This is a genomic window from Azospirillum melinis, from assembly GCF_013340935.1.
Taxonomy (GTDB): domain Bacteria; phylum Pseudomonadota; class Alphaproteobacteria; order Azospirillales; family Azospirillaceae; genus Azospirillum; species Azospirillum melinis.
The window spans coordinates 19,894-42,391 of record NZ_WHOS01000037.1; the positions used below are offsets into that span (position 1 = coordinate 19,894).

Annotated in this window: 20 protein-coding genes; 9 read left to right on the forward strand and 11 right to left on the reverse strand. The window is 69.0% G+C overall.

The window, feature by feature from the left end:
• Positions 1 to 28 precede the first annotated feature (28 nt).
• Both GBZ48_RS23625 and GBZ48_RS23630 read right to left on the reverse strand, forming a co-directional pair.
• Positions 29 to 3,121 (reverse strand): efflux RND transporter permease subunit, encoded by a 3,093-nt coding sequence (locus GBZ48_RS23625; RefSeq protein ID WP_174473251.1) that lies wholly within the window; start codon positions 3,119 to 3,121, stop codon positions 29 to 31.
• Positions 3,121 to 4,245, reverse strand: coding sequence for an efflux RND transporter periplasmic adaptor subunit (locus GBZ48_RS23630; RefSeq protein WP_174473252.1), 1,125 nt, complete (start codon positions 4,243 to 4,245; stop codon positions 3,121 to 3,123). Before GBZ48_RS23630 ends, GBZ48_RS23625 begins: the two co-directional genes overlap by 1 nt.
• A 160-nt stretch (positions 4,246 to 4,405) precedes the next feature.
• On the opposite strand from GBZ48_RS23630, the gene GBZ48_RS23635 reads away from it, so the two are divergent.
• The 4 genes from GBZ48_RS23635 (at position 4,406) to GBZ48_RS23650 (ending at position 8,105) form a co-directional block, all read left to right on the forward strand.
• Positions 4,406 to 5,221 carry an oxidoreductase gene (locus GBZ48_RS23635; protein ID WP_174473253.1) on the forward strand — a complete coding sequence of 272 codons (816 nt, stop codon included), beginning with the start codon at positions 4,406 to 4,408 and terminating at the stop codon, positions 5,219 to 5,221.
• 179 nt (positions 5,222 to 5,400) lie between these two features.
• The gene (locus GBZ48_RS23640; protein ID WP_246307417.1) at positions 5,401 to 6,732 is read left to right on the forward strand and encodes an MATE family efflux transporter; all 1,332 of its coding nucleotides are present in this window, start codon (positions 5,401 to 5,403) and stop codon (positions 6,730 to 6,732) included.
• A gap of 70 nt (positions 6,733 to 6,802) precedes the next feature.
• Entirely contained in the window at positions 6,803 to 7,402 is a 600-nt protein-coding gene (locus tag GBZ48_RS23645) for a TetR/AcrR family transcriptional regulator (protein WP_174473255.1), read from the forward strand.
• Positions 7,403 to 7,445: 43 nt separating this feature from the next.
• Positions 7,446 to 8,105 (forward strand): TetR/AcrR family transcriptional regulator, encoded by a 660-nt coding sequence (locus GBZ48_RS23650; RefSeq protein ID WP_211105869.1) that lies wholly within the window; start codon positions 7,446 to 7,448, stop codon positions 8,103 to 8,105.
• Positions 8,106 to 8,147: 42 nt separating this feature from the next.
• On the opposite strand, the gene GBZ48_RS23655 is transcribed toward GBZ48_RS23650, so the two are convergent.
• On the reverse strand, positions 8,148 to 8,897 hold the full coding sequence (locus tag GBZ48_RS23655) for an SDR family oxidoreductase (protein ID WP_174473257.1): 750 nt from the start codon (positions 8,895 to 8,897) through the stop codon (positions 8,148 to 8,150).
• A gap of 97 nt (positions 8,898 to 8,994) precedes the next feature.
• Here GBZ48_RS23655 and GBZ48_RS23660 point away from each other — a divergent pair, with 97 nt between their 5' ends.
• The gene (locus GBZ48_RS23660) at positions 8,995 to 9,930 is read left to right on the forward strand and encodes an AraC family transcriptional regulator (protein ID WP_174473258.1); all 936 of its coding nucleotides are present in this window, start codon (positions 8,995 to 8,997) and stop codon (positions 9,928 to 9,930) included.
• A gap of 21 nt (positions 9,931 to 9,951) precedes the next feature.
• Here GBZ48_RS23660 and GBZ48_RS23665 read toward each other — a convergent pair whose 3' ends face one another.
• From GBZ48_RS23665 to GBZ48_RS23700, 8 genes are all read right to left on the reverse strand, one after another.
• On the reverse strand, positions 9,952 to 10,785 hold the full coding sequence (locus tag GBZ48_RS23665) for an enoyl-CoA hydratase (RefSeq protein WP_174473259.1): 834 nt from the start codon (positions 10,783 to 10,785) through the stop codon (positions 9,952 to 9,954).
• 51 nt (positions 10,786 to 10,836) lie between these two features.
• On the reverse strand, positions 10,837 to 11,904 hold the full coding sequence (locus tag GBZ48_RS23670) for an ABC transporter ATP-binding protein (RefSeq protein WP_174473260.1): 1,068 nt from the start codon (positions 11,902 to 11,904) through the stop codon (positions 10,837 to 10,839).
• The gene (locus tag GBZ48_RS23675; RefSeq protein ID WP_174473261.1) at positions 11,901 to 13,667 is read right to left on the reverse strand and encodes an ABC transporter permease; all 1,767 of its coding nucleotides are present in this window, start codon (positions 13,665 to 13,667) and stop codon (positions 11,901 to 11,903) included. Before GBZ48_RS23675 ends, GBZ48_RS23670 begins: the two co-directional genes overlap by 4 nt.
• 117 nt (positions 13,668 to 13,784) lie before the next feature.
• Positions 13,785 to 14,840 carry an extracellular solute-binding protein gene (locus GBZ48_RS23680; protein WP_174473262.1) on the reverse strand — a complete coding sequence of 352 codons (1,056 nt, stop codon included), beginning with the start codon at positions 14,838 to 14,840 and terminating at the stop codon, positions 13,785 to 13,787.
• A gap of 60 nt (positions 14,841 to 14,900) precedes the next feature.
• Positions 14,901 to 15,659 carry an SDR family oxidoreductase gene (locus tag GBZ48_RS23685; RefSeq protein WP_209798289.1) on the reverse strand — a complete coding sequence of 253 codons (759 nt, stop codon included), beginning with the start codon at positions 15,657 to 15,659 and terminating at the stop codon, positions 14,901 to 14,903.
• Positions 15,656 to 16,117 (reverse strand): MaoC family dehydratase, encoded by a 462-nt coding sequence (locus GBZ48_RS23690; RefSeq protein WP_174473263.1) that lies wholly within the window; start codon positions 16,115 to 16,117, stop codon positions 15,656 to 15,658. The genes GBZ48_RS23685 and GBZ48_RS23690 overlap by 4 nt, the downstream gene beginning before the upstream one ends.
• Entirely contained in the window at positions 16,114 to 16,545 is a 432-nt protein-coding gene (locus GBZ48_RS23695; RefSeq protein WP_174473264.1) for a Zn-ribbon domain-containing OB-fold protein, read from the reverse strand. The genes GBZ48_RS23690 and GBZ48_RS23695 overlap by 4 nt, the downstream gene beginning before the upstream one ends.
• An 8-nt stretch (positions 16,546 to 16,553) precedes the next feature.
• The gene (locus tag GBZ48_RS23700; protein WP_174473265.1) at positions 16,554 to 17,723 is read right to left on the reverse strand and encodes an acetyl-CoA acetyltransferase; all 1,170 of its coding nucleotides are present in this window, start codon (positions 17,721 to 17,723) and stop codon (positions 16,554 to 16,556) included.
• 431 nt (positions 17,724 to 18,154) lie between these two features.
• Between GBZ48_RS23700 and GBZ48_RS23705 the strand changes: the two genes are divergently transcribed.
• The 4 genes from GBZ48_RS23705 to GBZ48_RS23720 all read left to right on the forward strand — a co-directional run bounded on the left by GBZ48_RS23705 (position 18,155) and on the right by GBZ48_RS23720 (position 22,493).
• Complete coding sequence (locus GBZ48_RS23705; protein WP_174473266.1) at positions 18,155 to 19,357, forward strand: CaiB/BaiF CoA transferase family protein; 1,203 nt, start codon at positions 18,155 to 18,157, stop codon at positions 19,355 to 19,357.
• 122 nt (positions 19,358 to 19,479) lie between these two features.
• The gene (locus GBZ48_RS23710) at positions 19,480 to 20,406 is read left to right on the forward strand and encodes a LysR substrate-binding domain-containing protein (RefSeq protein ID WP_174473267.1); all 927 of its coding nucleotides are present in this window, start codon (positions 19,480 to 19,482) and stop codon (positions 20,404 to 20,406) included.
• A gap of 69 nt (positions 20,407 to 20,475) precedes the next feature.
• Positions 20,476 to 21,996 carry a malonate--CoA ligase gene (locus GBZ48_RS23715; RefSeq protein ID WP_174473268.1) on the forward strand — a complete coding sequence of 507 codons (1,521 nt, stop codon included), beginning with the start codon at positions 20,476 to 20,478 and terminating at the stop codon, positions 21,994 to 21,996.
• A complete protein-coding gene (locus tag GBZ48_RS23720) occupies positions 21,993 to 22,493 on the forward strand; it encodes a thioesterase family protein (protein ID WP_174473269.1) in 501 nt (166 codons plus the stop codon). The genes GBZ48_RS23715 and GBZ48_RS23720 overlap by 4 nt, the downstream gene beginning before the upstream one ends.
• Positions 22,494 to 22,498 lie beyond the last annotated feature (5 nt).

The window sequence follows — 22,498 nt, forward strand, 5'->3', positions numbered from 1 at the left end:
CGTTTCGGAGAACCGCCCCGAACGTCTTTCAGATCGCTCCGAGACGGGCATGGGAGCTGGACGCCTCCTCGACGGCCGCCGGCCTGATGCGGAACCATGCCGCATAGAGTGCGGGGAGGAAGAGCAGGATCAGCACGGTGCCAACCGCGGTGCCGCCGATCAGCGTGTAGGCCATCGACCCCCAGAAGACGGAATGGGTAAGGGGGATGAAGGCCAGCACGGCGGCAAGGGCGGTCAGGATCACCGGCCGCGTGCGTTGCACCGTGGCCTCGATGACGGCGTGATAGTCGTCGAGGCCGGCGGCCCGGTTCTCCTTGATCTGTTCGGTCAGGATCAGCGTGTTGCGCATCAGGATGCCGGCCAGACCGATCAGGCCCAGGATGGCGTTGAAGCCGAAGGGCTGGTTGAAGGCGAGCAGCATGGGCACGACGCCGACGAGGCCGAGCGGTGCCGTCAGCAGGACCATCGCCATCGTCGAGAAGGACCGCACCTGCAGCATGACGAAGACCAGCATGGCGGCGATCATGACAGGAAAGACCTTGCCCAGCGCCGTGTTGGCCTTGACGGATTCCTCGATCGATCCGCCCATTTCGATGCGGTAGCCGGGCGGAAGCGAGGCGATCAGCGGCTGAAGCGCCGCCATGATCTGCTTGGAAACCTCCGGCGGCTGGGTCGCCTCGTCATAGTCCGAGCGGATCGTGATGACCGATGTCCGGTCCCGGCGCTTCATGATCGGCTCTTCCAGGCGGATCTCGGCATGGCCGATCTGGTCGAGCGGGATCTGCTGGCCGCTCCGGCTCGTCAGCGAGAAATCGGCCAGACGCGCCGGATCCAGCCGCTCGCCGCCGGCGCTGCGCGCCACGATGGGAACATTGCGGATGTCCTCGCGGACCTGGGTGACGGCGATCCCGGTGAGCAGGAACTGAAGCTGCTGGCCGACTTCGGCCGGAGAGAGGCCAATGAGGTTCAGGCGGTCCTGGTCGGGCGTGAAGCGGAGCACGGGCGTGCGGTTGCCCCAATCCCGGCTGGCCTGCCGCACATCCGGAACGCTCCGCATGATGGCGAGGGCCTTTTCGGAAATGCCGTAGAGCTGCGACGGGTCCGGACCCATCACCCGGAATTCGACCGGGAAGGGCGTATAGGGGCCGAACACGATCTGGGTCACGCGGACATTGGCTTCGGGCGCCAGCCCCTGTGCCACCGCCTGCCGCAGCCGGTGCTTCAGGGCCTCGCGCGCCCCGGCGTCCGGCGTGAGCGCGACGATCTTGGCAAAGGCGGGGTCGGGCAGTTCCGGCGCCATGGCGATGAAGAAGCGGGGAGCGCCCTGGCCGACATAGCTGGTGACGATCTTCGCCTCCGGCTGATCGGCCAGCCAGCGTTCGATCTTCCCGACCGTGGCGGTCGTGGTCTCGATGCTGGTGCCTTCCGGCAGGCGGACCTCCACCAGCACCTCGGGACGGTCGGAGGTCGGAAAGAACTGCTGCTTGACGCCGCCCATGCCGACGATGGCGGCGACGAAGGCGAGGCCGACGATGCCGCAGGTCAGGGCCTTGTGGCGCACCGCGAAGGCGATGACCCGCCGCAGGCGCCGGTAGTTCGGGGTGCCGTAGATCGCCGCGTGACCGCCGGCGACCTGTTCGATGGAGGGCAGCATCCTGACGCCCAGATAGGGCGTGAAGACCACCGCGACGATCCAGGAGACGATGAGGGCGAACCCGACGACCCAGAAGATGTTGCCGGCATATTCGCCGGCGGTCGAGCGCGCGAACCCCACCGGCAGGAAGCCGGCGATGGTCACCAGCGTTCCGGACAGCATCGGCGCCGCGGTGTGGCTCCAGGCATAGGCCGCCGCCTTGATGCGGTCGACGCCCTCCTCCATCTTCACCACCATCACCTCGATGGCGATGATGGCGTCGTCCACCAGCAGGCCGAGCGACAGGATCAGCGCGCCGAGCGTGATGCGGTCGAAGAAGCGGCCGGTCTCCAGCATGATGAGGAAGACGACGGCGAGCGTCAGCGGGACGGCCGCCGCCACGACGATGCCGACGCGCCAGCCGAGGCTGAGCAGGCTGACCAGCAGCACCACGCCCAGCGCCATGGCGAATTTGATCATGAACTCGTCGACCGCCGAGGTGATGTTGACGGCCTGATCGGTCACCTTGTCGAGCGTCATCCCGAGCGGCAGCGACCGCGCGATGCCCGCCGCCCGGTCCTCCAGCGCCCTGCCGAGCGCCAGCCCGTCCCAGCCCTCCTGCATGACGGTCGCCAGCATGACGGTGGGCTCGCCCTGGTGACGGATGACGTAGGTCGGCGGATCCTCGTAGCCGCGGCGGACCTCCGCGATGTCCGACAGCTTCAGCGTCCGTCCGGCGGCGACGATGGGCGTGTCGGCAATCGCCTGCACCCCGTCATAGGCGCCGTCGATCCGGATGAAGACCTGCGGCCCCTGGGTGTCGATGGAGCCCGACGGCGTGACCGTGTTCTGCCGTTGCAGGGCGGCGACGATGTCCTGGGCCGACACGCCGAGCGTCGCCAGCCTGGCATAGGAGAACTCGACGAAGATCCGCTCCGGACGCTCACCCAGGATGTTGACCTTCTTCACGCCGGGCACATGCAGCAGATCCTGGCGGATCGCCTCGGCCTGCCGGGCAAGCTCGCGCATCGGCAGGCCCTTGGCCTTCAGCGCATAGAGTGCGAAGCTGACGTCGGAATATTCGTCGTTCACGAAGGGGCCGAGCACGCCGGGCGGCAGGTTGCGCGTCTCGTCGCCGATCTTCTTGCGGGCCTGATAGAACTCCTCCTGCACCTGGGCCGGCGGCGTGCTGTCCTTCAGCGTGAGGGTCATATAGGCGTAGCCGGGCCGCGTGGTCGTCTCCACCCGGTCGTACCAGCTCAGTTCCTGAAGGCGCTTCTCCAGCGGCTCGGCGACGAGATCCTGCATCTCGCGGGCCGTGGCGCCCGGCCACACGCCGGTGACCGTCAGCGTCTTGATGGTGAAGGCGGGATCCTCCGCCCGTCCGAGCTTGACGAAGGCGAAGGCGCCCGCCGCCGCCAGCAGGAGGATGAAGAACAGGGTGAGGGACCGTTCGCGGACGGCGATGGCGGAAAGATTGAGGCTCATCATTTGCCCCCGCTTTCGGAGGCGGTCCTGACACGGGTTCCGTCCTGCAGGAGGTGGGCGCCGAGCGACACCACCGGATCGCCGAGGCCGAGCCCGGAGATCACGGCGGTCTCACCGCTCACCCGGACCAGCCGGACCGGCTGGAAGCGCACCGTCGAGCTGGCCCGGTCCAGGGTCCAGACGCCGGTCCTCCGGCCGTCGTCCAGCACGGCTCCCAGCGGCACCTGCATGGTGTCCGTCTGGCCGGCCGGGTTCGTCAGCCGGCCCGCCAGCTTGATGGTGACCGTCGCGCCGAGCGGTGCCGCCGCGGCGTCGCCATCGAGCACGTAGCGCGCCTCGTAGGTGCGGGTCTGGGCATCGGCGGCGTCAGACAGCTGGCGCAGCCGCGCACCGTAGCGCTGCCCGTCGGCGCCATAGAGGCTGGCCTCGGCCGGCGAACCGAGCGGCGGCCGGATGGTTTCCGGCAGCGCCACCACCGCCTCGCGGGGACCGGCCTGGGCTATGCGGACGACGGTCTGGCCGGCGGCGACGACCTGTCCCGGCTCGCCCAGCGTTTCGACCACCGTCCCGTCGCTGTCGGCCAGCAGGACCGAGTAGGTCGCCTCGTTCTCGGCGACCCGGGCATCCGCCTCGGCGCTGGCGAGCTGCGCCCTGGCGGTGTCCAGCGCGGCCTTCGCCTGTTCATGACGCTGCCGGGTGGCCCAGCCGTCGTTGACCAGGCTGGCGTATCGCCGCTCGTCCGCCTGGGTCTGCACGGCCGTTGCACGCGCCGCGGCGACCGCGTTGCGCTTCGCCGTGAGGGCGAGGCGCAGGTCGGTCTCGTCGATGCGCATCAATGGCTGGCCGGCCCTGACCGGCTGGCCGACCGTCGCAAGGCGCTCGACGATCTTGCCGGGGACGCGGAATCCCAGATTGCTCTGCACCCTCGCTCCGACGACTCCAGTGAAGCCGCGGTCGGACCCGGCCACCGGGACCGTCGTGGCAAGCCGGACAATCGGGGCGTCCTGCCGGGGGTCGCTCACCGCCGACGCTTCCTGCGTGCGCATGGACAGCGTCACGAAAGCGGCCGCGCCCAGCGCTGCCGTCACAACGCTTCCCAGCACGATCATGGGTCTCTTCTTCATGCCCGTCCCCCGGTTAAATTAGATTGCGTACGACATCTATATTGGATATAGAGGTCGAACGCAATCTAAATCCGGCGGCCTGACCGCAAGAGGGAACGGCCTGACGGACATCGCGACATCCGGCCGAGGCCGCATCCCGCAAGAAGAGGACAGCATCTCCATGGACAAGACCAATCGTGCCGTCGCCCTGGTGACGGGCGCATCGTCCGGCATCGGATTTGCCGCGGCCAAGGCGCTGCAAGCCGCCGGCTTCGACGTGTTCGGGACCAGCCGCCATGCGGCCGCCGAAGGCCCGGAGGGTGTCGACATGCTGACCTGCGACGTGACCGACGATGCGTCGGTGGCGACCCTCGTCGAAGATGTCCTGGCCGAGGTCGGGCGGATCGACCTCCTCGTCAACAATGCCGGCGTCGGCCTCTTCGGCGGTGCGGAGGAGTCCACGCTCCAGCAGGCCCAGGCGCTGTTCGATGTCAACGTGTTCGGCGTCATCCGCATGACCAACGCGGTCCTGCCGATCATGCGCAGGCAGAAAAAGGGCAGGATCGTCAATCTGAGCTCGGCGCAGGGGTTCATCCCGGCCCCGTATTTCGCGCTCTATTCGGCAACGAAGCACGCCGTCGAAGGCTATTCCCAATCGCTCGACCATGAGCTGCGCACGCTCGGCATCCGGGTCACGCTCGTCGAGCCGGCCTATACGCGGACGTCGTTCGACGAAAACCTCATCAGGCCGGACCGATGGATCGATGCCTATGAGTCCGCGCGGAAGGGCATGACCCTGGCCGTCGGCGAGGCGATCAGGAAGGGCGACACGCCGGAGATCGTGGCCGAAACCATCGTGAAGGCCGCAGTGGCGTCCAAACCGAAGCTGCGCTACCCGGCCGGGAAACTGGCGCGCCAGGTCAGCATGCTGCGCCGCTTCGTCCCGGCTGCCGCCTTCGACAGAAGCCTGCGCAAGATGCTGCAGCTGCCGGTCTGACCGGTCCGCGACGTCGCCCGCGCCCGAGTGGGACGCAATCAGTGGGACGCAATCACATCCACGTCCGGTCCGATGAAGGAAATGCCATGACCGCCCTGTCCCGCCTGGAGGGATCAACGGCCCCAGCGCCCGTTTATAAAGTGCCATCCGGCGTTCTTGCCGGCCCGATAGCACCGACGATGCTCCGCCTTGCCGTGCCGACGACGCTTGTGCTCGTCATCCAGACGCTTGTCGGGGTGGCCGAGACCTGGTTCGTCGGTTTTCTCGGGACGGAGGCGCTTGCCGGGGTCGCCCTGGTGTTCCCCGTTCTCATGCTGATGCAGATGATGGCGAACGGCGGGATCGGCGGCGGCGTCTCCTCGGCCGTCGCACGGGCCTTGGGAGCGGCGCGCCGCGACGATGCCGAAGCGTTGATCTGGCATGCGTTCGTCCTGGCCTGCGCGTTCGGCATCCTCTTCACGGCCGCGGCCCTGCTTGCCGGACCGGTTCTCTACCGGGCGATGGGAGGCGAAGGGCCGGCGCTGACGGCGGCGCTCACCTATTCCGGGGCCGTGTTCGCCGGCTCCATCCCGCTCTGGATCACCGCCTTGCTGTCGTCGGCCCTTCGCGGTGCCGGAAACGTGACGGTGCCGGCCAAGGCGATCTCGTCCGGCACCGTCATCCTCATCCTCCTGTCGCCGGCCCTGATCTTCGGCTGGGGGCCTTTTCCCCGTCTCGGCATCGCGGGCGGCGGGATTGCGGTGGTCGTCTATTATGCATGCGTGGCACTTGCCCTGACCCTGTATCTGCGCTCCGCGAAAAGCCTGCTGAAGCTCAGGGTCGTCCCGCTGCGCGCGGCCCTGTTCAAGGACATCATGAGCGTCGGGCTCCTGTCGGCGGTCGGCACGGTCCAGGTCAATCTCACCGTCACCTTCGTCACCGCCGCGGTCGGCCGGTTCGGCGCCGATGCCATCGCCGGGTACGGCATCGCCTCGCGCCTCGATTACCTCCAGATTCCTCTGGTCTTCGGGCTCGGCACCGCCATGGTGACCATGGTCGGCCACAACATCGGGGCCGGGCAGGGCGCGCGGGCGCGCCGCGTCGCCTGGATCGGGGCCGCCATCGCTTTTGGAATGACCGAAGTCATCGGTCTTGCCGCCGCGATCTTCCCGCAGGGCTGGATCAGCCTGTTCAGCGACGATCCCCAGGTGCTGGCGATGGGCACCCTCTATCTGCGCACCGTCGCGCCGGTCTACGGTGCGGTGGGAGTGGGGTTGGCGCTCTATTTCGCAAGCCAGGGAGCCAAGCGCATGCTGTTTCCCGTCCTGGCGGGCACGGTGCGCATGATCATCGCGGCTTTCATCGGCTGGTCGGCGGTCGCATGGTTCGGCGCTGGCCTTTCGACCCTGTTCCAGGTCACTGCCCTGGCCGCGGTCTCATACGGCGTTCTCACGGCGGCCGCCATGATCGGCGGTGCCTGGGGCAGGCAGTCAGCCTACCGGTTGCCGGCCCGGAAAGGCCCTGCCGGGTAGGGGAAGGTGGAGAATTGCATCCCCCTTCCTATCTCTCATAGAGTTCGATTGAAATCTAAGGAGGCTTTTCATGCGTGTGAGCCGTGTTCAGGCTGAGGAAAACCGGCAGACTGTGATCGATGTGGCAAGCCGTCTTTTTCGGGAGCACGGCTTCGACGGCATCGGCCTCAAGGATTTGATGGGGGCGGCCGGCCTTACCCAGGGTGCCTTCTACAAGCAGTTCGCGTCGAAGGAGGATTTGGAGATCCAGGCCTCCAAACGGGCGTTGGAGAGCGCCTCCTGCCGATGGACGGCGGCGATGACGGAAAATCCCGAGGATCCGCTCGGTGCGGTGGTCAGGTTCTACCTCAGCACCGGGCATCGTGAGGAAAGGACGGATGGCTGTCCGATCGTCGCGCTCGGTTCGGATGCGGCCAGACACGGCGACGAGGTGAAAGCGTCGTTCGAAGCCGGCATCAGGACACATCTCGAAGCCCTCGAGCGGCTGGTTTCGCAGACGCCGGGGGACGAGGCAGAGGTAGAGATCAAGGGCAAGGCGATGGCGATTCTCTCGATGATGGTCGGTGCGCTGACGATCTCGCGTGTCGTCAACGACCCCGACCTTGCCAAGGCGTTTTTGGATACGGCCGTTGCGCAGGTCCGCAGCATCGCCGCCGGGAGAATCGAATGAGCGCGGGCGGGACGGGAACCGGTTCGCCGGGAAAGGTGTGATCATGCCGGTCGGCACGTCCAACCGGCGGGCTGCAATTCTGGCGATTGCCGGGCGCAGCTTTCTTCGGCACGGCTATGCCGACGCCTCGATGGATGGCATCGCCGCGGAGGTGGGCGGTTCCAAAAGCACGCTCTACCGGTATTTCCCGTCCAAGGCGGCGCTGTTCGCGGCCTATGTCGAAGAGGTCGGGGCCTCGACGTGCGCCGCTCTTGCCGCAGTCGACGTCGAGGGAAAGGAGCCCGAGACCGTGCTGGCGGACACGGCCCGGGCCTATCTGGACCTGATGCTGACCCCGTCCGCACTGGCCGTGACCCGCCTCGTGATGGCCGAGGCCGGCCGTTTCCCGGACGTCGGCCGCCTCTTCTACGAGCGCGGGATACAGCGCTCCGAACAGCAGATCGCCGCAATCCTGCACCGTCTCGCGGAGCATGATGGGCCGGGGTGGCGATCCCTGGCACTGCCCGGCGCCGCCGCCCATTTCAGGGCTCTCTGCGAGGCCGGGCCGCACGAAGGATGCCTGTGGGGGCGGTATGAGCCGGTATCCGGGGAGGAGATCGCAAGGGCTGCCGGTCAGGCGGTCGCCTCCTTCCTGCATGGCTGGTTGGGGCAGGGGAATCGCCAGGCTGTCGGCCGGGCGACGGTTCCCTCCCGCTGGGCGTGAACCGGTCCTTGCGCCCCCGTCGGCTTCGCGGTGTTCCGGAGTTCAGCCGGCCTCGGCCATCCATGCTTCGGCATCGGCGCCTGCGGGGATGCGCAGGGGGGCCGAGGGATCGGTCGCGGTGCGCCAGATCGCCTGGGCGACATCCTCGGCATGGGTCACCGGACCCTCGCCGTTGCGCATTGCCGTCAGCGTGCGGTCGATCAGCGGCTGGTAATCGGGGTCGTCGAGGCCGCGCAGATGCCGGCGCGCGCTTTCGCCGAACTTCGTTTCGGGTGAGCGGCCGGGCATCACCAGATGCACCCGGATGCCGAAGGGCTCCACCTCCACCGCCAGGGATTCGGTGTACGCATCCACCGCGGCCTTGCTCGCGCGATAGACGCCGATCAGCGGCAGCGGCTTGAGGAGGGCGGCCGAGGTGACGTTGATCACCACGCCGGCACGGCGTTCGCGGAACTGCGGCAGTGCGGCCTGAACCATCGCCAGCGTGCCGAGCGTGTTGGTTTCGAACAGCGATTTCGCCGTTTCCGGGCTCGTCAGTTCCACCGGGACAGGTGCGCCGAAACCGGCATTGTTGACCAGCACGTCGATTGGACCGGCATCGCCGACGACCCGGTCGATGCTGCTCCGGTCGGTGATGTCGAGCGGCAGGACGCGCAGACGCTCGGACGCGGGCAGCATATCCGTGCGCCCGCTGCGCGTCGTCGCGACGACATCCCAGCCGCGGTCGAGGAAGAGCCGGACGGTCTCAAGGCCGAAGCCGGATGAGCAGCCGGTGATGAGGATGGTGGACATGCGAGGCCTCGTTTCATGGGTGCGGCCTGCATGCTAGCCAGGAAGAGCAGGACGGTATACGGTTGGGCGTCCTCATTTCTACGCAGATGGTCCTGATTTGCGCGTCGACCCGCTTGCTGAAGTCGTCAGCCTCCTGAAACCCGCCGCGCGGTTTTCAAAATTCGTGGAGTGTGCCGGCTCCTGGCGCATCCGGCGCGAGGGCACCGGGGAGCCGTTCTATTGCGCGATCCTCGAAGGCAAGTGCCGGATGATGGTGAACGGCCACACGCTGACGATGCTCGAAGCCGGGGATTTCGTCATGGTCCCGGCCATGCAGGAACTTATCAACGAGAGTCCGGTGCCGCCGCCACCCGGTGTGTTCGAAAGGCCGGCGGAGATCGGGCCCGGTCAGTTCCGGGCCGGATATGCGGAGGGATCTCCGGACCTGCGCATGCAGATCGGGCACTGCGTTTTCGATTCGCCCGACGCCCCGCTTCTGGTGCCCCTGCTGCCCCGCACGGTGATCGTCCGGGGCGAACCCCGCCTTCTGACAGTGATGCAGCTTGTCAGCGACGAATCGCAGGCGCGCAGGTCGGCCCGCGACCTTATTCTGGAGCGGTTGCTGGAGGTGCTGCTGATAGAGGCGTTCCGCTGCGGCAGCAGTGTGGATGGCGCGCCGGGGCTCGCGCGCGGGCTTGCGGATCCGCGGCTGGCCGACGCGTTGGGCGCGATGCACGCCGAGCCGGGCCGCAGCTGGACGGTGGCGGAACTCGCCGCCGAAGCAGGCATGTCGAGATCCGCCTTCTTTGCCCGCTTCGACCGGGTGGTCGGCGTGGCGCCGATGGAATATCTGCTCTCCTGGCGCATGGCGCTGGCCAAACAGCTTTTGCGGGACAGCGAATTCGGGGTCGAGGAGGTTGCGGAGCGTGTCGGCTACAGCTCGGCCAACACGTTCACGGTCGCCTTCACGCGCTTCCAGGGGGTTTCGCCGGCACGCTACTCACGGTTGCCCGGGACCGGCGAAGGCCCGGCGTCTGCGAAGGATTGGCGCTGAGTCTTCAAATCCGCGCGCCACTCAGCTCCCGCTCCAGACCGGGGGGCGCTTTTCCAGGAACGCGGCGATGCCTTCCTGATAGTCGGCCGACAGGTAGCAGCGGCGCAGCAGATCGCCGTCGATGTCCCGCGGCAAATCATGGTCGCGCAGCCGGCGCAGCCCCTCGCGCGTTGCCCAAAGGGTCAGGGGAGCCAGCGCGGCCAGCTCCTCGGCCACCTGCTGCCCATGGGCGGTCAGCTCATCCTCGCCGGCGACGACGGTGCGCACCGCCCCGGCCGCCGCCAGATCTTCAGCGCCCAGCAGGCGGGCGCTGAAGATCATCTCCCGCGTCCGCGCGGTGCCGAGCAGCATCGACAGCCTCGCCAGATTTTTGACGCTCAGGCAGTTCCCCACCGTGCGGGCGATGGGGAAGCCGAAGCGCACCGACGGCGAGGCGATGCGCACGTCGCAGCTGGAGGCCAGCAGCGCCCCCTCGCCGATGCAGGGACCCGAGAGAACGGCGACCGTCGGCACGCGCACCGCCTCCAGGGCCATCGCCGCTGCCTCGGCGCGGGTTTCCAGAATGGCGAAATCCTCGGGCGAGGAGACGCTTTGCAGGCACGACAGGTCGGCCCCGGCCATGAAGGCCGGCTTGTCGCCGGCCGCACCGGTCAGGACAAGCGCCTTCACGCCGGGATCGGCATCGACCGCCCGGCAGATCTCGATCAGCCGGTCTTCCATCCAGGGGGTGATGGCGTTGCGGGCGCGCGGACGGTTGAAGATCACCCATTCCACGGCACCGCGCCGCTCCGTCAGGATTTCGGGGACAGTATCGGGGGTGGCGCCGGCCGGGGCGCCGGTCGTCGGATCGGTCATGATCGGGTATTTCCTTAAAAGGCCGCCTGGGAAGACTGCCAGGGAAGGCCGTCAGGCGGAGGGGGCCAGGATCTGGCAGGCGTCGATGGGGAGATGGACCGTCGTCACCGCACCCGGTCCATAACGCCGCTCCGGCGGCACGAAGGCGCGGATCGTCCGTCCCTCGCCGATGTCGACCAGCACGTCGCGATGCTCGCCGAGATAGGCGGAGCGGACGATTGTGCCGGGCAGGCTGTTGCAGGACAGGCCGCCGTCATCGTCCAGCCGCACCTTGGAGGGGCGCACGCAGAGCGAGACGGAGCCGCCGCGCGCCACCCCGCTGCGGTCGGGAGCGGTCAGCACGCGGTCGCCGATGCGGATGCTGCCCTCGCCCTCGCCGGTGCCGGACAGCTCGTTGTTCGAGCCGATGAAGCGGGCGACGAAGGCGTTGGCCGGCCGTTCGAACACATCCTCGGGCGTGCCGAACTGCTGGACCGCCCCCGCCTTCATCACGGCGATGCGGTCGGCGGTGACCAGCGCCTCCGACTGGTCGTGGGTGACATAGACGGTGGTGATGCCCAGAAGGTCGTGGACCTGCCGGATCTCGAAGCGCATCTCCTCGCGCAGATGGGCGTCGAGGTTGGACAACGGCTCGTCGAGCAGCAGGATGGAGGGCTCCACCACCAGCGCACGGGCCAGCGCCACGCGCTGCTGCTGGCCGCCCGACAGTTCGGACGGGTAGCGGTCACGCAGGCTCTCCAGCCGGACGGTGCGCAGCGCGCGGGTCAGCCGCTCGGCGATCTCGGCCTTGGGCAGGCGGCGGATGCTGAGCCCGAAGGCGACATTCTCGGCCACCGTCTTGTGCGGCCAGACCGCATAGTTCTGGAAGACCAGCGAGATGCCGCGCCGCTCCGGCGGCAGCACCCCGCGCGGCGAGGAGAGCAGCACGTCGTCGGCCCAGATCTCGCCCTCGGTCGGGCTTTCGAAGCCGGCCAGCAATTGCAGGGTGGTCGATTTCCCGCAGCCCGACGGTCCCAGCAGCGCCAGCAGCGTGCCGTTGGGAACCTGGAGGTCGATGCCCCGCAGCGCGGTGTAGCTGCCGAAGGACTTGCGCAGATTGGTGATGCGGATGCCGCTCATGAGGGAACTCCGGCCGCCGTGGCGGTCTTGCGGGAGGTGCGCCGGGCGCCGGTCAACCCGGCGAGCGGGCGGGCCACCGCCACCAGGAACAGCGTGATCAGGAGGAGAAGGACGCTCATCGCGCAGACGGCTTCGTAATTGCCGCCGTCCTTGGCGTTGTAGATCAGCGTGGTCATCACGTTGGTCTTCGGCGTGATCAGGAAGACGGCGACCGACAGCTCGCGGATGATCGGGATGAAGACCAGGAACCAGCCCGACACCAGCCCGCCGCCCATCAGCGGCAGGGTGATCGACAGGAAGGTCCGCGCCTCGCCGGCGCCCAGGCTGCGGGCGGCGCGCTCCAGCTCCGGCCCGATGCCCTTCAGGATCGACCCGCCATGGGAATAGGCGATCGGCAGGAAGGTGGCGGCAAAGGCGGCGATCAGCAGCAGCGGCGTGCCGTAGAGGTTGAGGGGCGCCCGGGTGTAGGCGGCGAAGAAGCCGACCGACAGGACGATGCCGGGGATGACGATGGGCACGGTCGCCACCGCCCCCAGCAGGGAGGCGCCGACCATCAGCCGCCGCTCGACGATGTAGGCGACCAGCGTGCCGAGCGCCACGCACAGTGTCGCCCCCAGCGTCGAATAGACCAGCGAGTTGACGATGGCGGTGTGGGTTTCCGAATTGCCGAAGATCGCCCACCAGTACCAGTAGAGCGACAGATTCTCCCAGCTCAGCCCCTGGCCCCAGGCGCGGGTCAGCGACACCAGCAGCAGCGCGGCATAGGGCAGGAAGACCGACAGCAGCGGCATCAGCAGGGCGAGGAACAGCGCGGGCCAGCGCCAGCCGCCGAGCCGGATCTGCCGCCCGGCGCGCGTCTTGCCGGAGATGGTGACGTACTGCTTGCGGCCGAGATAGCGGCGGCGCATCCAGAACAGGGCGCCGGTGACCAGCAGCAGCGGCATGCAGTAGGCGGCGGCCAGATAAATCTCCGGCGGGAAGAGCTGGTAGAACTCGGCCAGCTTGGTGGTGACCACCGGGATGCCGGTCGGCGTCAGCAGGAAGGCCGGGACGCCGAACAGCGTCAGACCCTGGATGAAGGACAGGATGAAGCTGGCGATCACCGCCGGTGCGGCCAGCGGGATGGTGATGCTGACCATCGTCCGCAGCACCCCGCAGCCGAGCGTCGTCGCCGCGTCCTCCAGCTCCACCGCCATCTCGTCGAGCGCGCTCGACACCATGGTGAAGCTGTAGGGGACGGTGTAGATGCCGCAGACGAAGATGGCGCCGGCCATCGAATAGATGTTCAGCGGCGCCCCGGCGCCCTCGCCGGCCAGCCAGCGCCACGCGGTGTTGAGCCAGCCCGAATTGGGCGCGGCCAGCAGGATCCAGCCGGTGGCGCCGATGAAGGATGGGGTGACGAAGGCGGTCAGCGTCAGAACGCGGATGGTGCGGCGGAACGGCAGGTCGGTGCGCGACACCAGCCAGGCCAGCGGCACGCCGATGCCGACCGCGATCAGCGCCGTGGCGGCGGCCAGGATCAGGGAGTTGACCAGCGGTTCGATCAGCTCGGCCGACCGGACGACGCGGGCGTAATTGTTCAGGGTCCAGGCGCCGGTCGCGTCGTCGTGCAGGCTGTTGAACAGCACCCAGCCGAAGGGCTGGACCACCAGCAGCGCCAGGAGAAGGATGACGGCGCCGAGGACCGCCGCCTTGACGAGCGGCACCCGCGCCATGACGGGACGGGATTCGGCGTCGCGGGAACTGGTTGAAATGACCCCCATTGGGTCCGCCTCCCGTTGCCAGGGATGGGCCCTGCGGCCCAGCATGATGGAGTGTTCCCGAACCTGCGGCCGGGTGGCAACCGCCGCCGGTCCGGGATTTGGAGCCATTCGGGGAGGTTAGCGCACCAGCTCCTTCCACTTGGCGATGCCCTCGGCCACTTCGGCGGCGAGGTCGTCGCCGCTGTTGCGGTACCATTTCAACTGGTCCAGCGAGCGGCCCTCGGCCCAGGCGACGTCGGTGCGCAGGGTCGGCCAGTAATTCTTCGACAGGATGTCGGAGACCTCCTTGGAATAGAGGAAGTTGGTGAACAGCCGGGCGGCGTTGGGGTGGGGCGCCTTCACCGGGATGCCGGTCAGGCCGAGGTTAAGGATGGCGTCGTCGGTGGGCACGCTGACGTCGATGGGGTTGCCCGCCGCCTTCTGGGTCAGCGTGTAGCTGAAGGGCGCGCCGGACCCGACCACGCGCTCGCCGGCCAGGATGTCGGTGACGGTGTCGACGTTGGACTGGCCGACCTTCGGCTTCTGCTGGCCGAAGCGGCGCAGGTAGTCGTCGCCGTACTTGCGGCGGATGGCGACCACCCAGCTCGCCACGTCGCCGGAGAAGGCGGGGCTGCCGGTGGTGATCTTGCCCTTCCACTGGTCCTCCAGCAGCGCCATCCAGCTCGTCGGCGGGGCCCCGACCTTGCCCGGTGCGTAGTTGATGCTGGTCAGGCTGATGGCGCCGACATGGTACATGGTGTCCTTGTCCAGCCCCTTGAAGGCGGCGGGCAGCATGGCGGCGTCGGGCGGGTCGTAGGCGGCCAGCGCGCCGATCTTCTTCAGCTCGGTGTAGTGCAGCAGGTTGGTGGTGCCCAGGGAGTCGCACTCGGCGACGCCGTTCTGCAATTCCAGCCGCAGGCGGGTGTAGACGGTCTGCGAGGCCTGGCGGAGAAGCTGGACCTCGATGCCCGGATACTTCGCCTTGAAGGCGTCGCGGATCGCCTCCATCGTCTGCTGCTCGTAGGAGCCCCAATAGAGCGTCAGCGCGCCTTCCTTGCGGGCGGCGGCGTAGAGCGGATCGTCTTGCGCTGCCGCCAGCCGGGCGAAGCCGGTCCCGGCGATGCCGCCGGACAGCAGCGCCGCCCCGGCCAGTCCACCCGTCTTCAGAAGCCCGCGGCGAGAGATGTCCGTCATGTTCGTCGTCCCTGTTCGGTGTTGCGAGGATGCCGTTTTCGGCTTCGTTGGTTTTCGTGTTCAGTAGTCGCCGGTTGTGGCGCCGCCGTCGGCGACGATGGTCTGGCCGGTGATGTAGGAGGCATCGTCCGACGCCAGGAAGGCGACGATGGCGGCGATCTCCTCCGGCTTGCCGAGGCGGCCGATGGGGGTCTTCCCCACCCATTGCGCGCGGATCGCCTCCGGCACGCCCTCGACGATGCTGGTCTCGACCACGCCGGGGGCGACGGCGTTGACCAGGATGCCGCGCCGGGCGCCTTCCAGCGCCGCCGTCCGCGTCAGCCCGACCACGCCGGCCTTGGAGGCCGAGTAGTTGGCCTGCCCGAAGGTGCCGAGCATGGCGGTGGAAGCGATGTTGACGATGCGGCCCCAGCCGCGGTCGCCGACCAGCCGGAACGCGGTCTGGCAGCCGAGCCACGTGCCGCGCAGGTTGACGTCGAGGACGGCGCTCCAGTCCGCGTCGCTCATCTTCACCAGCGAGCGGTCGCGGACGATGCCGGCGACATTGACCAGGATGTCGACGGCGCTGAACGGCTCGGGCAGGGCGGCGACGGCCGCCTCCCAGCTCCCCCGGTCGGCCACGTCGAGCTGCACGGCGAAGGCGTCGGCGCCGCCGTCGCGCAAGTCCGCAGCGACCCTCTCGGCCGGTTCCAGCCCGATGTCGGCGACGATGACGGCAGCACCCTCGGCGGCCAGCCGTCCGCACACCGCGCGGCCGATGCCGCCGCCGCCGCCGGTCACAAAGGCCGTGCGGCCCGTCAGACGGTCCTGCATGCTCATGCCGTCACCTGCCTCTTGGCTTGGCGTCCGATGGAGAAGACATCCTCCCCCTCCTGCACCGTGTCGCCCGTCTGGTTGCGGACGGTGATGCCGACGCGGACGATGCCGCGGTCGGGCTTCGACGCGCTGGGGCGGACATCCAGCACCTCGGCCTCATATTGGATGGTGTCTCCGGCGAAGACCGGGCCGACGAAGCGGCGGCGGGTCTCCAGGAAAGCCAGGATCGCCCAGTCATCGATGGCGGAGCGCAGGCCGGTGCTCATCGAATGGGTCAGCATGCCGTGGGCGATGGTGCGGCCGAAGCCGTTCGCCCTGGCCGCCTCGGCGTCCATGTGCAGCGGGTTGAAGTCGCCGGTCAGCCCGGCGAACCAGACGATGTGCGCCTCGGTCACGGTGACGCGGCTGGACAGCGCGCGGGCGCCCGGTTCGATGTCGTCGAGGTGGATGGTCTCGGTCATGCGTCGCTCCCTCCTGCGATGCTGGGGGGCCGGAAGATCGGCAGGCTGATGGTCTCGTCCAGGCGATGGAAGGCGACGGCCAGCGGCAGGCCGGCGCGCAAGCTCCCTTCGGCGATGCCCTCGATCCGCGAGAAGACGGTGACGCCCTCCTCCAGCCGCACCAGGGCGCAGGTGTAGGGATCGCCGCGCGTGTTGCTGCGATGGACGACGGAATAGGACAACAGCTCGCCGCGCCCGCTCGCCTCGACCCACTCCGGGGTGGCGTGGGGCGCGTGGATGGAGTGGGCGCGCGGGTACCACTGGTACCGGCCGGTTTCCGGGCAGCGCTGGATCAGGAAGCGGCCCTCGCGCGCCGCCTCCCAGAAGGGGGCGGAGGTCTCGTCGGGGATCGGCAGAACGGTCATGGCGGTTGTGGTCATTGCGGTCATGGCGACACCTACACGGCGAGGATGGCGGTGGCGGCGGAGCAGAAGGTGCCGCCCAGCCCGTGGGCCAGCGCGACCTTGGCGTCCGGCACCTGGATGCCGGGGGCGTCGCCGCGCAGCTGGCGGACGCTCTCGATCAGGGTGAAGATGCCGCGCTTGCCCGGATGGTTGGAGGACAGGCCGCCGCCGTCGGTGTTGGTCGGCAGGCTGCCGCCGTCGGCCGCCAGAGTGCCGGCCTCAACGAAGGGGCCGCTCTCGCCGCGGCCGCAGAAGCCCAGATCCTCCAGTGCCAGCATCGGCGTGATGGTGAAGGCGTCGTAAATCTGCGCCACGTCGATGTCGGCGGGCGTCATCCCGGCCATGGCGAAGGCGCGCGGGCCGGACAGGGCGGCGGGCGTCGTCAGGTCGTCGGGGATCTGGCTGTTCTGGGTGCGCGCGACGGCGGCGCCATAGCCGGCCAGATAGACCGGGCGTCGCTTCAGGTCGCGCGCCCGTTCGCGGCTGGTCATCACCAGCGCGCCGCCGCCGTCGGTGACGACGCAGCAGTCCAGCCGGTGCAGCGGCGAGGCGATCATCGGCGAGGCCAGCACGTCGTCCACCGTGATCGGCTTGCGCAGCCGGGCCTGGGGGTTGGCGGCGGCGTGGCCGCGGAATGTGACGGCGACCTGGGCCAGCTGCTCCGGCGTCGTGCCATAGAGGTCCATGTGGCGGCGGGCGAACAGACCGTAGGTGGAGATCAGCGTCGGCGCATAGGGGATCTCGTACTGGCCCGGCCCGGCCGGGAAGACGAAGGGATCGAAGGACGGGGTGGAGAGCGGCCACCAGCGCGGGCAGGCGGCATAGCTGATGACCACGACCTCGGCCAGCCCGGCGGCGATGGCGGCGGCGGCCTGACCGGCCTGCAAGATATAGGAGCAGCCGCCGACATCGGTGCTGTTCACATAGGTCGGCTGGATGCCGATATACTCGGCCAGCTCGATGACGTCCATCGTGCCGCCACCCTCGGCCCAGTCGCCGGACGCCGCGCAAAGCCCGTCCACATCCGTCAGCGCCAGCCCGGCGTCGTCGAGCGCGCCCAGGATGCACTCCATCTGGAGGGCGAAGGGATGGACGCGCGGCGCGTCCCGGCGGGGGGACTCATAGGCGCCGACGATGGCGGTCTTGCCCGAAAGGTACTTCACGCGCTGGTCGTCCTTTCACGGTTGCAGGAGCCCTGGCGCCGGCGGTGGGGCGTCGGCGTGCAAAGAGGGGTCCATCGAACAAGTATTGGAAGACAAGGCGACGGGGAGGCACGGGGAACGCGAAGATGTTCCGGCGTCCATCATAGAACTCGATCGCCGCCGGTGCGCTCCCGGCAAGATCGAGAATACCGGACACCCTCCGTGTCACAAGCAGAAAAAAGTGTGCGCTCCGGTGCATGGAGCGCACCAATGACCGGCGGCCGTCCGGTGCGTTTGCTGCACCGGATTGGGCCAAACTAAGCGATTGTTTTCGGAGCGCCGCGGCGCAAGCCTTTGGGCATGCCTTTCCCGCCCCAACCCCTGCCGGCGCCTTGCGGCGCGGCCATCTCCGGCCCGGGCCACCGATGCCCGGCAGCCCCGAAGGACCGCTCATGACCAACACGGAAACCCAACGCCGGGACGGCCCGCTGGCCGGCGTGCGCGTTGTCGATCTCACCCACATGTTGGCCGGCCCCTACAGCACCTGGCTGCTCGGCGCGCTGGGCGCCGACGTCATCAAGATCGAGCGTCCGGGCAAGGGCGATTTCACCCGCGTCATCGCCCCCTTCAGCGACGACGAGAGCATTTACTTCATGAGCGTCAACCGCAACAAGCGGAGCCTTACGCTCAACTTGAAGGAGGAGAAGGGAAAGGAGATCTTCAGGCGCATCGTCGCCACCAGCGACGTGCTGGTGGAGAACAACCGGGCCGGAACGATGGACCGGCTGGGGCTGGGCTACGACGACCTGAAGCCGGTTAACCCGAAGCTGGTTTACGCCTCGATCTCCGGCTTCGGGCAGGATGGACCCTACCGCCACCGGCCCTGCTTCGACGTGGTGGCCCAGGCGATGTCGGGCATGATGAGCATCACCGGCGAGCCCGGTGGGCAACCGGCCCGCGTCGGCGCCTCCATCGGCGACATCGGGTCGAGCCTGTTCGCCACCATCGGCATCCTGTCGGCCTTGCAGAAGCGGGCCGCCACCGGGGAGGGCAGCTTCATCGACGTGGCGATGCTGGATTGCCAGCTGGCCCTGATGGAGAACGCCATCGCCCGCTATCTGAATGCCGGCGACGTGCCACGCGCGCTGGGCAGCCGCCATCCGCTGATCGCCCCCTTCCAGTCCTTCCCCACCGCCGACAAGCCCATCGCCGTCTGCGTCGACACCAACGAGCAGTGGGAGCGGCTGGTCGGCGCCATGGGGCTGGAGCATCTGCTCTACGACCCGCGCTTCCTCACCGGCTCCCTGCGCAACGCCCACCATGCCGAGCTTGAGCCGCTGCTCGTTCCGGTCTTCGCCGGCCGCAGCCGCGACGAGTGGCTGGAGCGGCTGGAGGCGGCCGACGTGCCGTCCAGCCCGATCAACAGCGTGGCAGACGCGCTGGTCGACCCGCAGGTGGTCCACCGCGGCATGGTGGTGGAGGTGCCGCCGAATTCCGGCAAGCGCTTCGCCGCCGTGCCGATCCACATGCAGGGCGCTCCGCTGGCGGCCGAGGCCCCGGCGCCGCGGCTGGGCGAGCACACCGACGCCATCCTGGCCGAGCTGGGTTTCGCCGCCGCCGACATCGAGGCGCTGCGCTCCGCCGCGGTGGTGTGATGACGGACGGGCGGGGGACGAAGGAAAGGGCCGGGAACGGGGCGCGTGCGGTGCTGGCGAAAATGCTTCATGATGGCGTCGGATCCGACCCATCGCACACCGCCCTCCCTCATATCGCCCCGATGACCCAGCCCCGCATGGCGCGCCGCCTTCCCCCGCTCCTCGCGCTTCGCGCCTTCGACGTCTTCGCCCGGCTGGGCACCGTGCGCGCCGCCGCCGACGAGCTGGCGGTGTCGCACACCGTGGTGTCCCGCCACATCCAGAACCTGGAGCAGTCCGTCGGCGTCAAGCTGGTGGCCAAGTCGGGGCGGGGCCTGTCCCTGACCCGCGAGGGCACCCGCTTCGCCGCCCAGATGCACCGCGCCTTCGATCTGATCGCCGACGCCAGCAACGAGCTGCGCAACGGCGGGATCGAGGCGGTGCACATCTGCTGCCTCGCCGGCCTGGCCTCGCGCCGCCTGCTCGGCCGGCTGCCGGACCTGGAGGCGGCGATGGCCGGGCGCGAGGTGATCCTGCAGCCGACCTCCGCCCGGCCCGACTTCAGCCGCGGCGAGGCCGACGTCGAGATCATGTATCTGGAGGATGGCGCCGCCACCGTCGCCGAGGGGCTGCGCGCCGAGATGTTCGCCAAGCCGCGCATCCTCGCCATCGCCAGCCCGGAGTTCAAGGCGCGCTATCCCGACGTGCGGACCCCCGCCGATCTGGTCGGGTTGCCGCTGATCCACGAGCAGTCCACCGGCATGTGGGAGGCGTGGCTGGAGGAGGCCGGCGTCGGCGACCTGCCGCGGCTGCGCGGTCCCCGCCTGTGGCAGGCCCATCTGACCATCGAGGCCGCCCGGCTCGGGCGCGGGGTGGCGCTGGTCAGCGACCTGCTGGTCATCGACACTCTCGCCAGCGGCGAACTGGTGGAGATGGTGCGCAGCGACGTCACCATCGGCGGCTATTACCTCATCGCCCCGGCGCAGAAATGGAACACGCCGGTCATCGCCGCGATCCGGCAATGGCTGCGCGACGTGTTCCCGCCGTCGGAGGCCCAGTCGACCTCCTGATAGCCGATCTCCTGAATTTCACCATCCGGGGCGGCGCCGTCCGGCTCCCGGCCATCGCGGAACCCGACCATGTCCCACACTCTACCCGACCGCACCCTGTTCGACCATCTGCTGAACCCGGCCACCGACCCGGCCCGCCTTGCCATTGAGACGGCGGACGGCGGGCGTCTGTCCTACGGGGACCTGCGCGCTGCCACCGGCCGTATGGCGAACGCGCTGGCTGCCGCCGGTGTGCGTCCCGGCGACCGCGTCGCCGTGCAGGTCGAGAAGTCGGTCGAGGCGCTGGTGCTTTACCTCGCCTGCCTGCGGGCCGGGATGGTCTATCTGCCGCTGAACACCGCCTACACCCCGGCGGAGTTGAGCTATTTCGTCGGCGACGCCGAACCGGCCCTGGTGGTCTGCGACCCGGCGCGTTTCGACGCCACGGTGGCGCTCGCCGGGACCGTCGCGGTGCGCACGCTGGACGCGCGCGGGCAGGGCAGCCTGACCGAGGCGGCGGCCGGACAGCCGGAGGAGTTCGCCACCGTCGCGCGCGGCCCCGACGATCTGGCCGCCATCCTCTACACCTCGGGCACCACCGGGCGGTCGAAGGGGGCGATGCTGACGCAGGAGAACCTGCTGTCCAACGCGCGGGTGCTCCAGGCCGAATGGCGCTTCGGGCCGGACGACGTGCTGCTGCACGCCCTGCCGATCTTCCACACCCACGGGCTGTTCGTCGCCTGCAACCTCGTGCTGCTGTCCGGCGCCTCTATGGTCCTGCTGCCGCGCTTCGACCCGGCCGACGTGCTGGCCCGGCTGCCGGCCGCAACGGTGATGATGGGGGTGCCGACCTTCTACACCCGCCTGCTCGGCCAGCAGGGACTGACGCCCGAGGCGTGCCGGTCGATCCGGCTGTTCGTCTCCGGCTCCGCCCCGCTGCTGGCCGAGACCCACCGCGCCTGGGAGGAGCGCACCGGCCACCGCATCCTGGAGCGCTACGGCATGACCGAGACCGGCATGCTGACCTCCAACCCCTATGACGGCGACCGCGTGGCCGGCACCGTCGGCTTCCCGCTGCCGGGCGTCGATCTGCGCATCGCCGACCCGGCGACCGGCGCGCCGCTGCCGGAAGATGCCATCGGCGCCATCGAGGTGCGCGGTCCCAACGTCTTCAAGGGCTACTGGCGCATGCCGGAGAAGACGGCGGCGGAGTTCCGGCCGGATGGCTTCTTCATCACCGGCGACCTCGGCCGCATCGACGGGCGGGGCTATGTCCATATCGTCGGGCGCGGCAAGGATCTGATCATCAGCGGCGGCTTCAACGTCTATCCCAAGGAGGTCGAGGGCGAGATCGACGAGCTGCCCGGCGTGCTGGAAAGCGCCGTGATCGGCATCCCCCATCCCGATTTCGGCGAGGCCGTCGTCGCCGTCGTGGTCGCGGACGGCACCGCACCCGTCACCGAGGCCGGCATCGCCGCCGCCCTGAAGGACCGGCTCGCCCGCTACAAGCAGCCCAAGCGCGTGGTGGTGGTGGACGAGCTGCCGCGCAACAGCATGGGCAAGGTGCAGAAGGCACAGCTTCGCGATACCCACGCGGGGGTGTTCGGATGAGCGGCGCCGTCCTGCCGCCCCTTCCCAGCGAAATTCTGACCTCCGGGCCGTTGCTGGTCGCGGAGGAGTGGATCGACCTCTACGGCCACATGAACATGGCGCGCTATGTCGCTCTGTTCGACGAGGTCGGCTATGCCCTTCAGGAGCGCTGGGGGCTGGGGGAGACCTACACCGACGAGACCCGGAAGGGGCTGTTCGTGGTCGACGTCGCTGTCAGCTACAAGCGGGAGCTGACCGCCGGCACGCCGCTGACGCTGGCGCTGCGGCTGCTGGAGGCCGACGCCAAGCGTCTCGTCAGCCTGATGGAGCTGCGCCGCGCCGACGACGGCACGCTGGCCGCGACGATGGAGCAGCTGTCCGTCCACGCCGACCTGACGACGCGGCGGGTCGTCCCGTTCGATCCGCCGGTGGCCGAGCGGTTGCGCGATCTGGCGGCTGTCCATGGCGCGCTGCCGCTGCCGGCCGGTCACCGGCGCCGGCTGACCTGCCGGGGGTAAGGCGG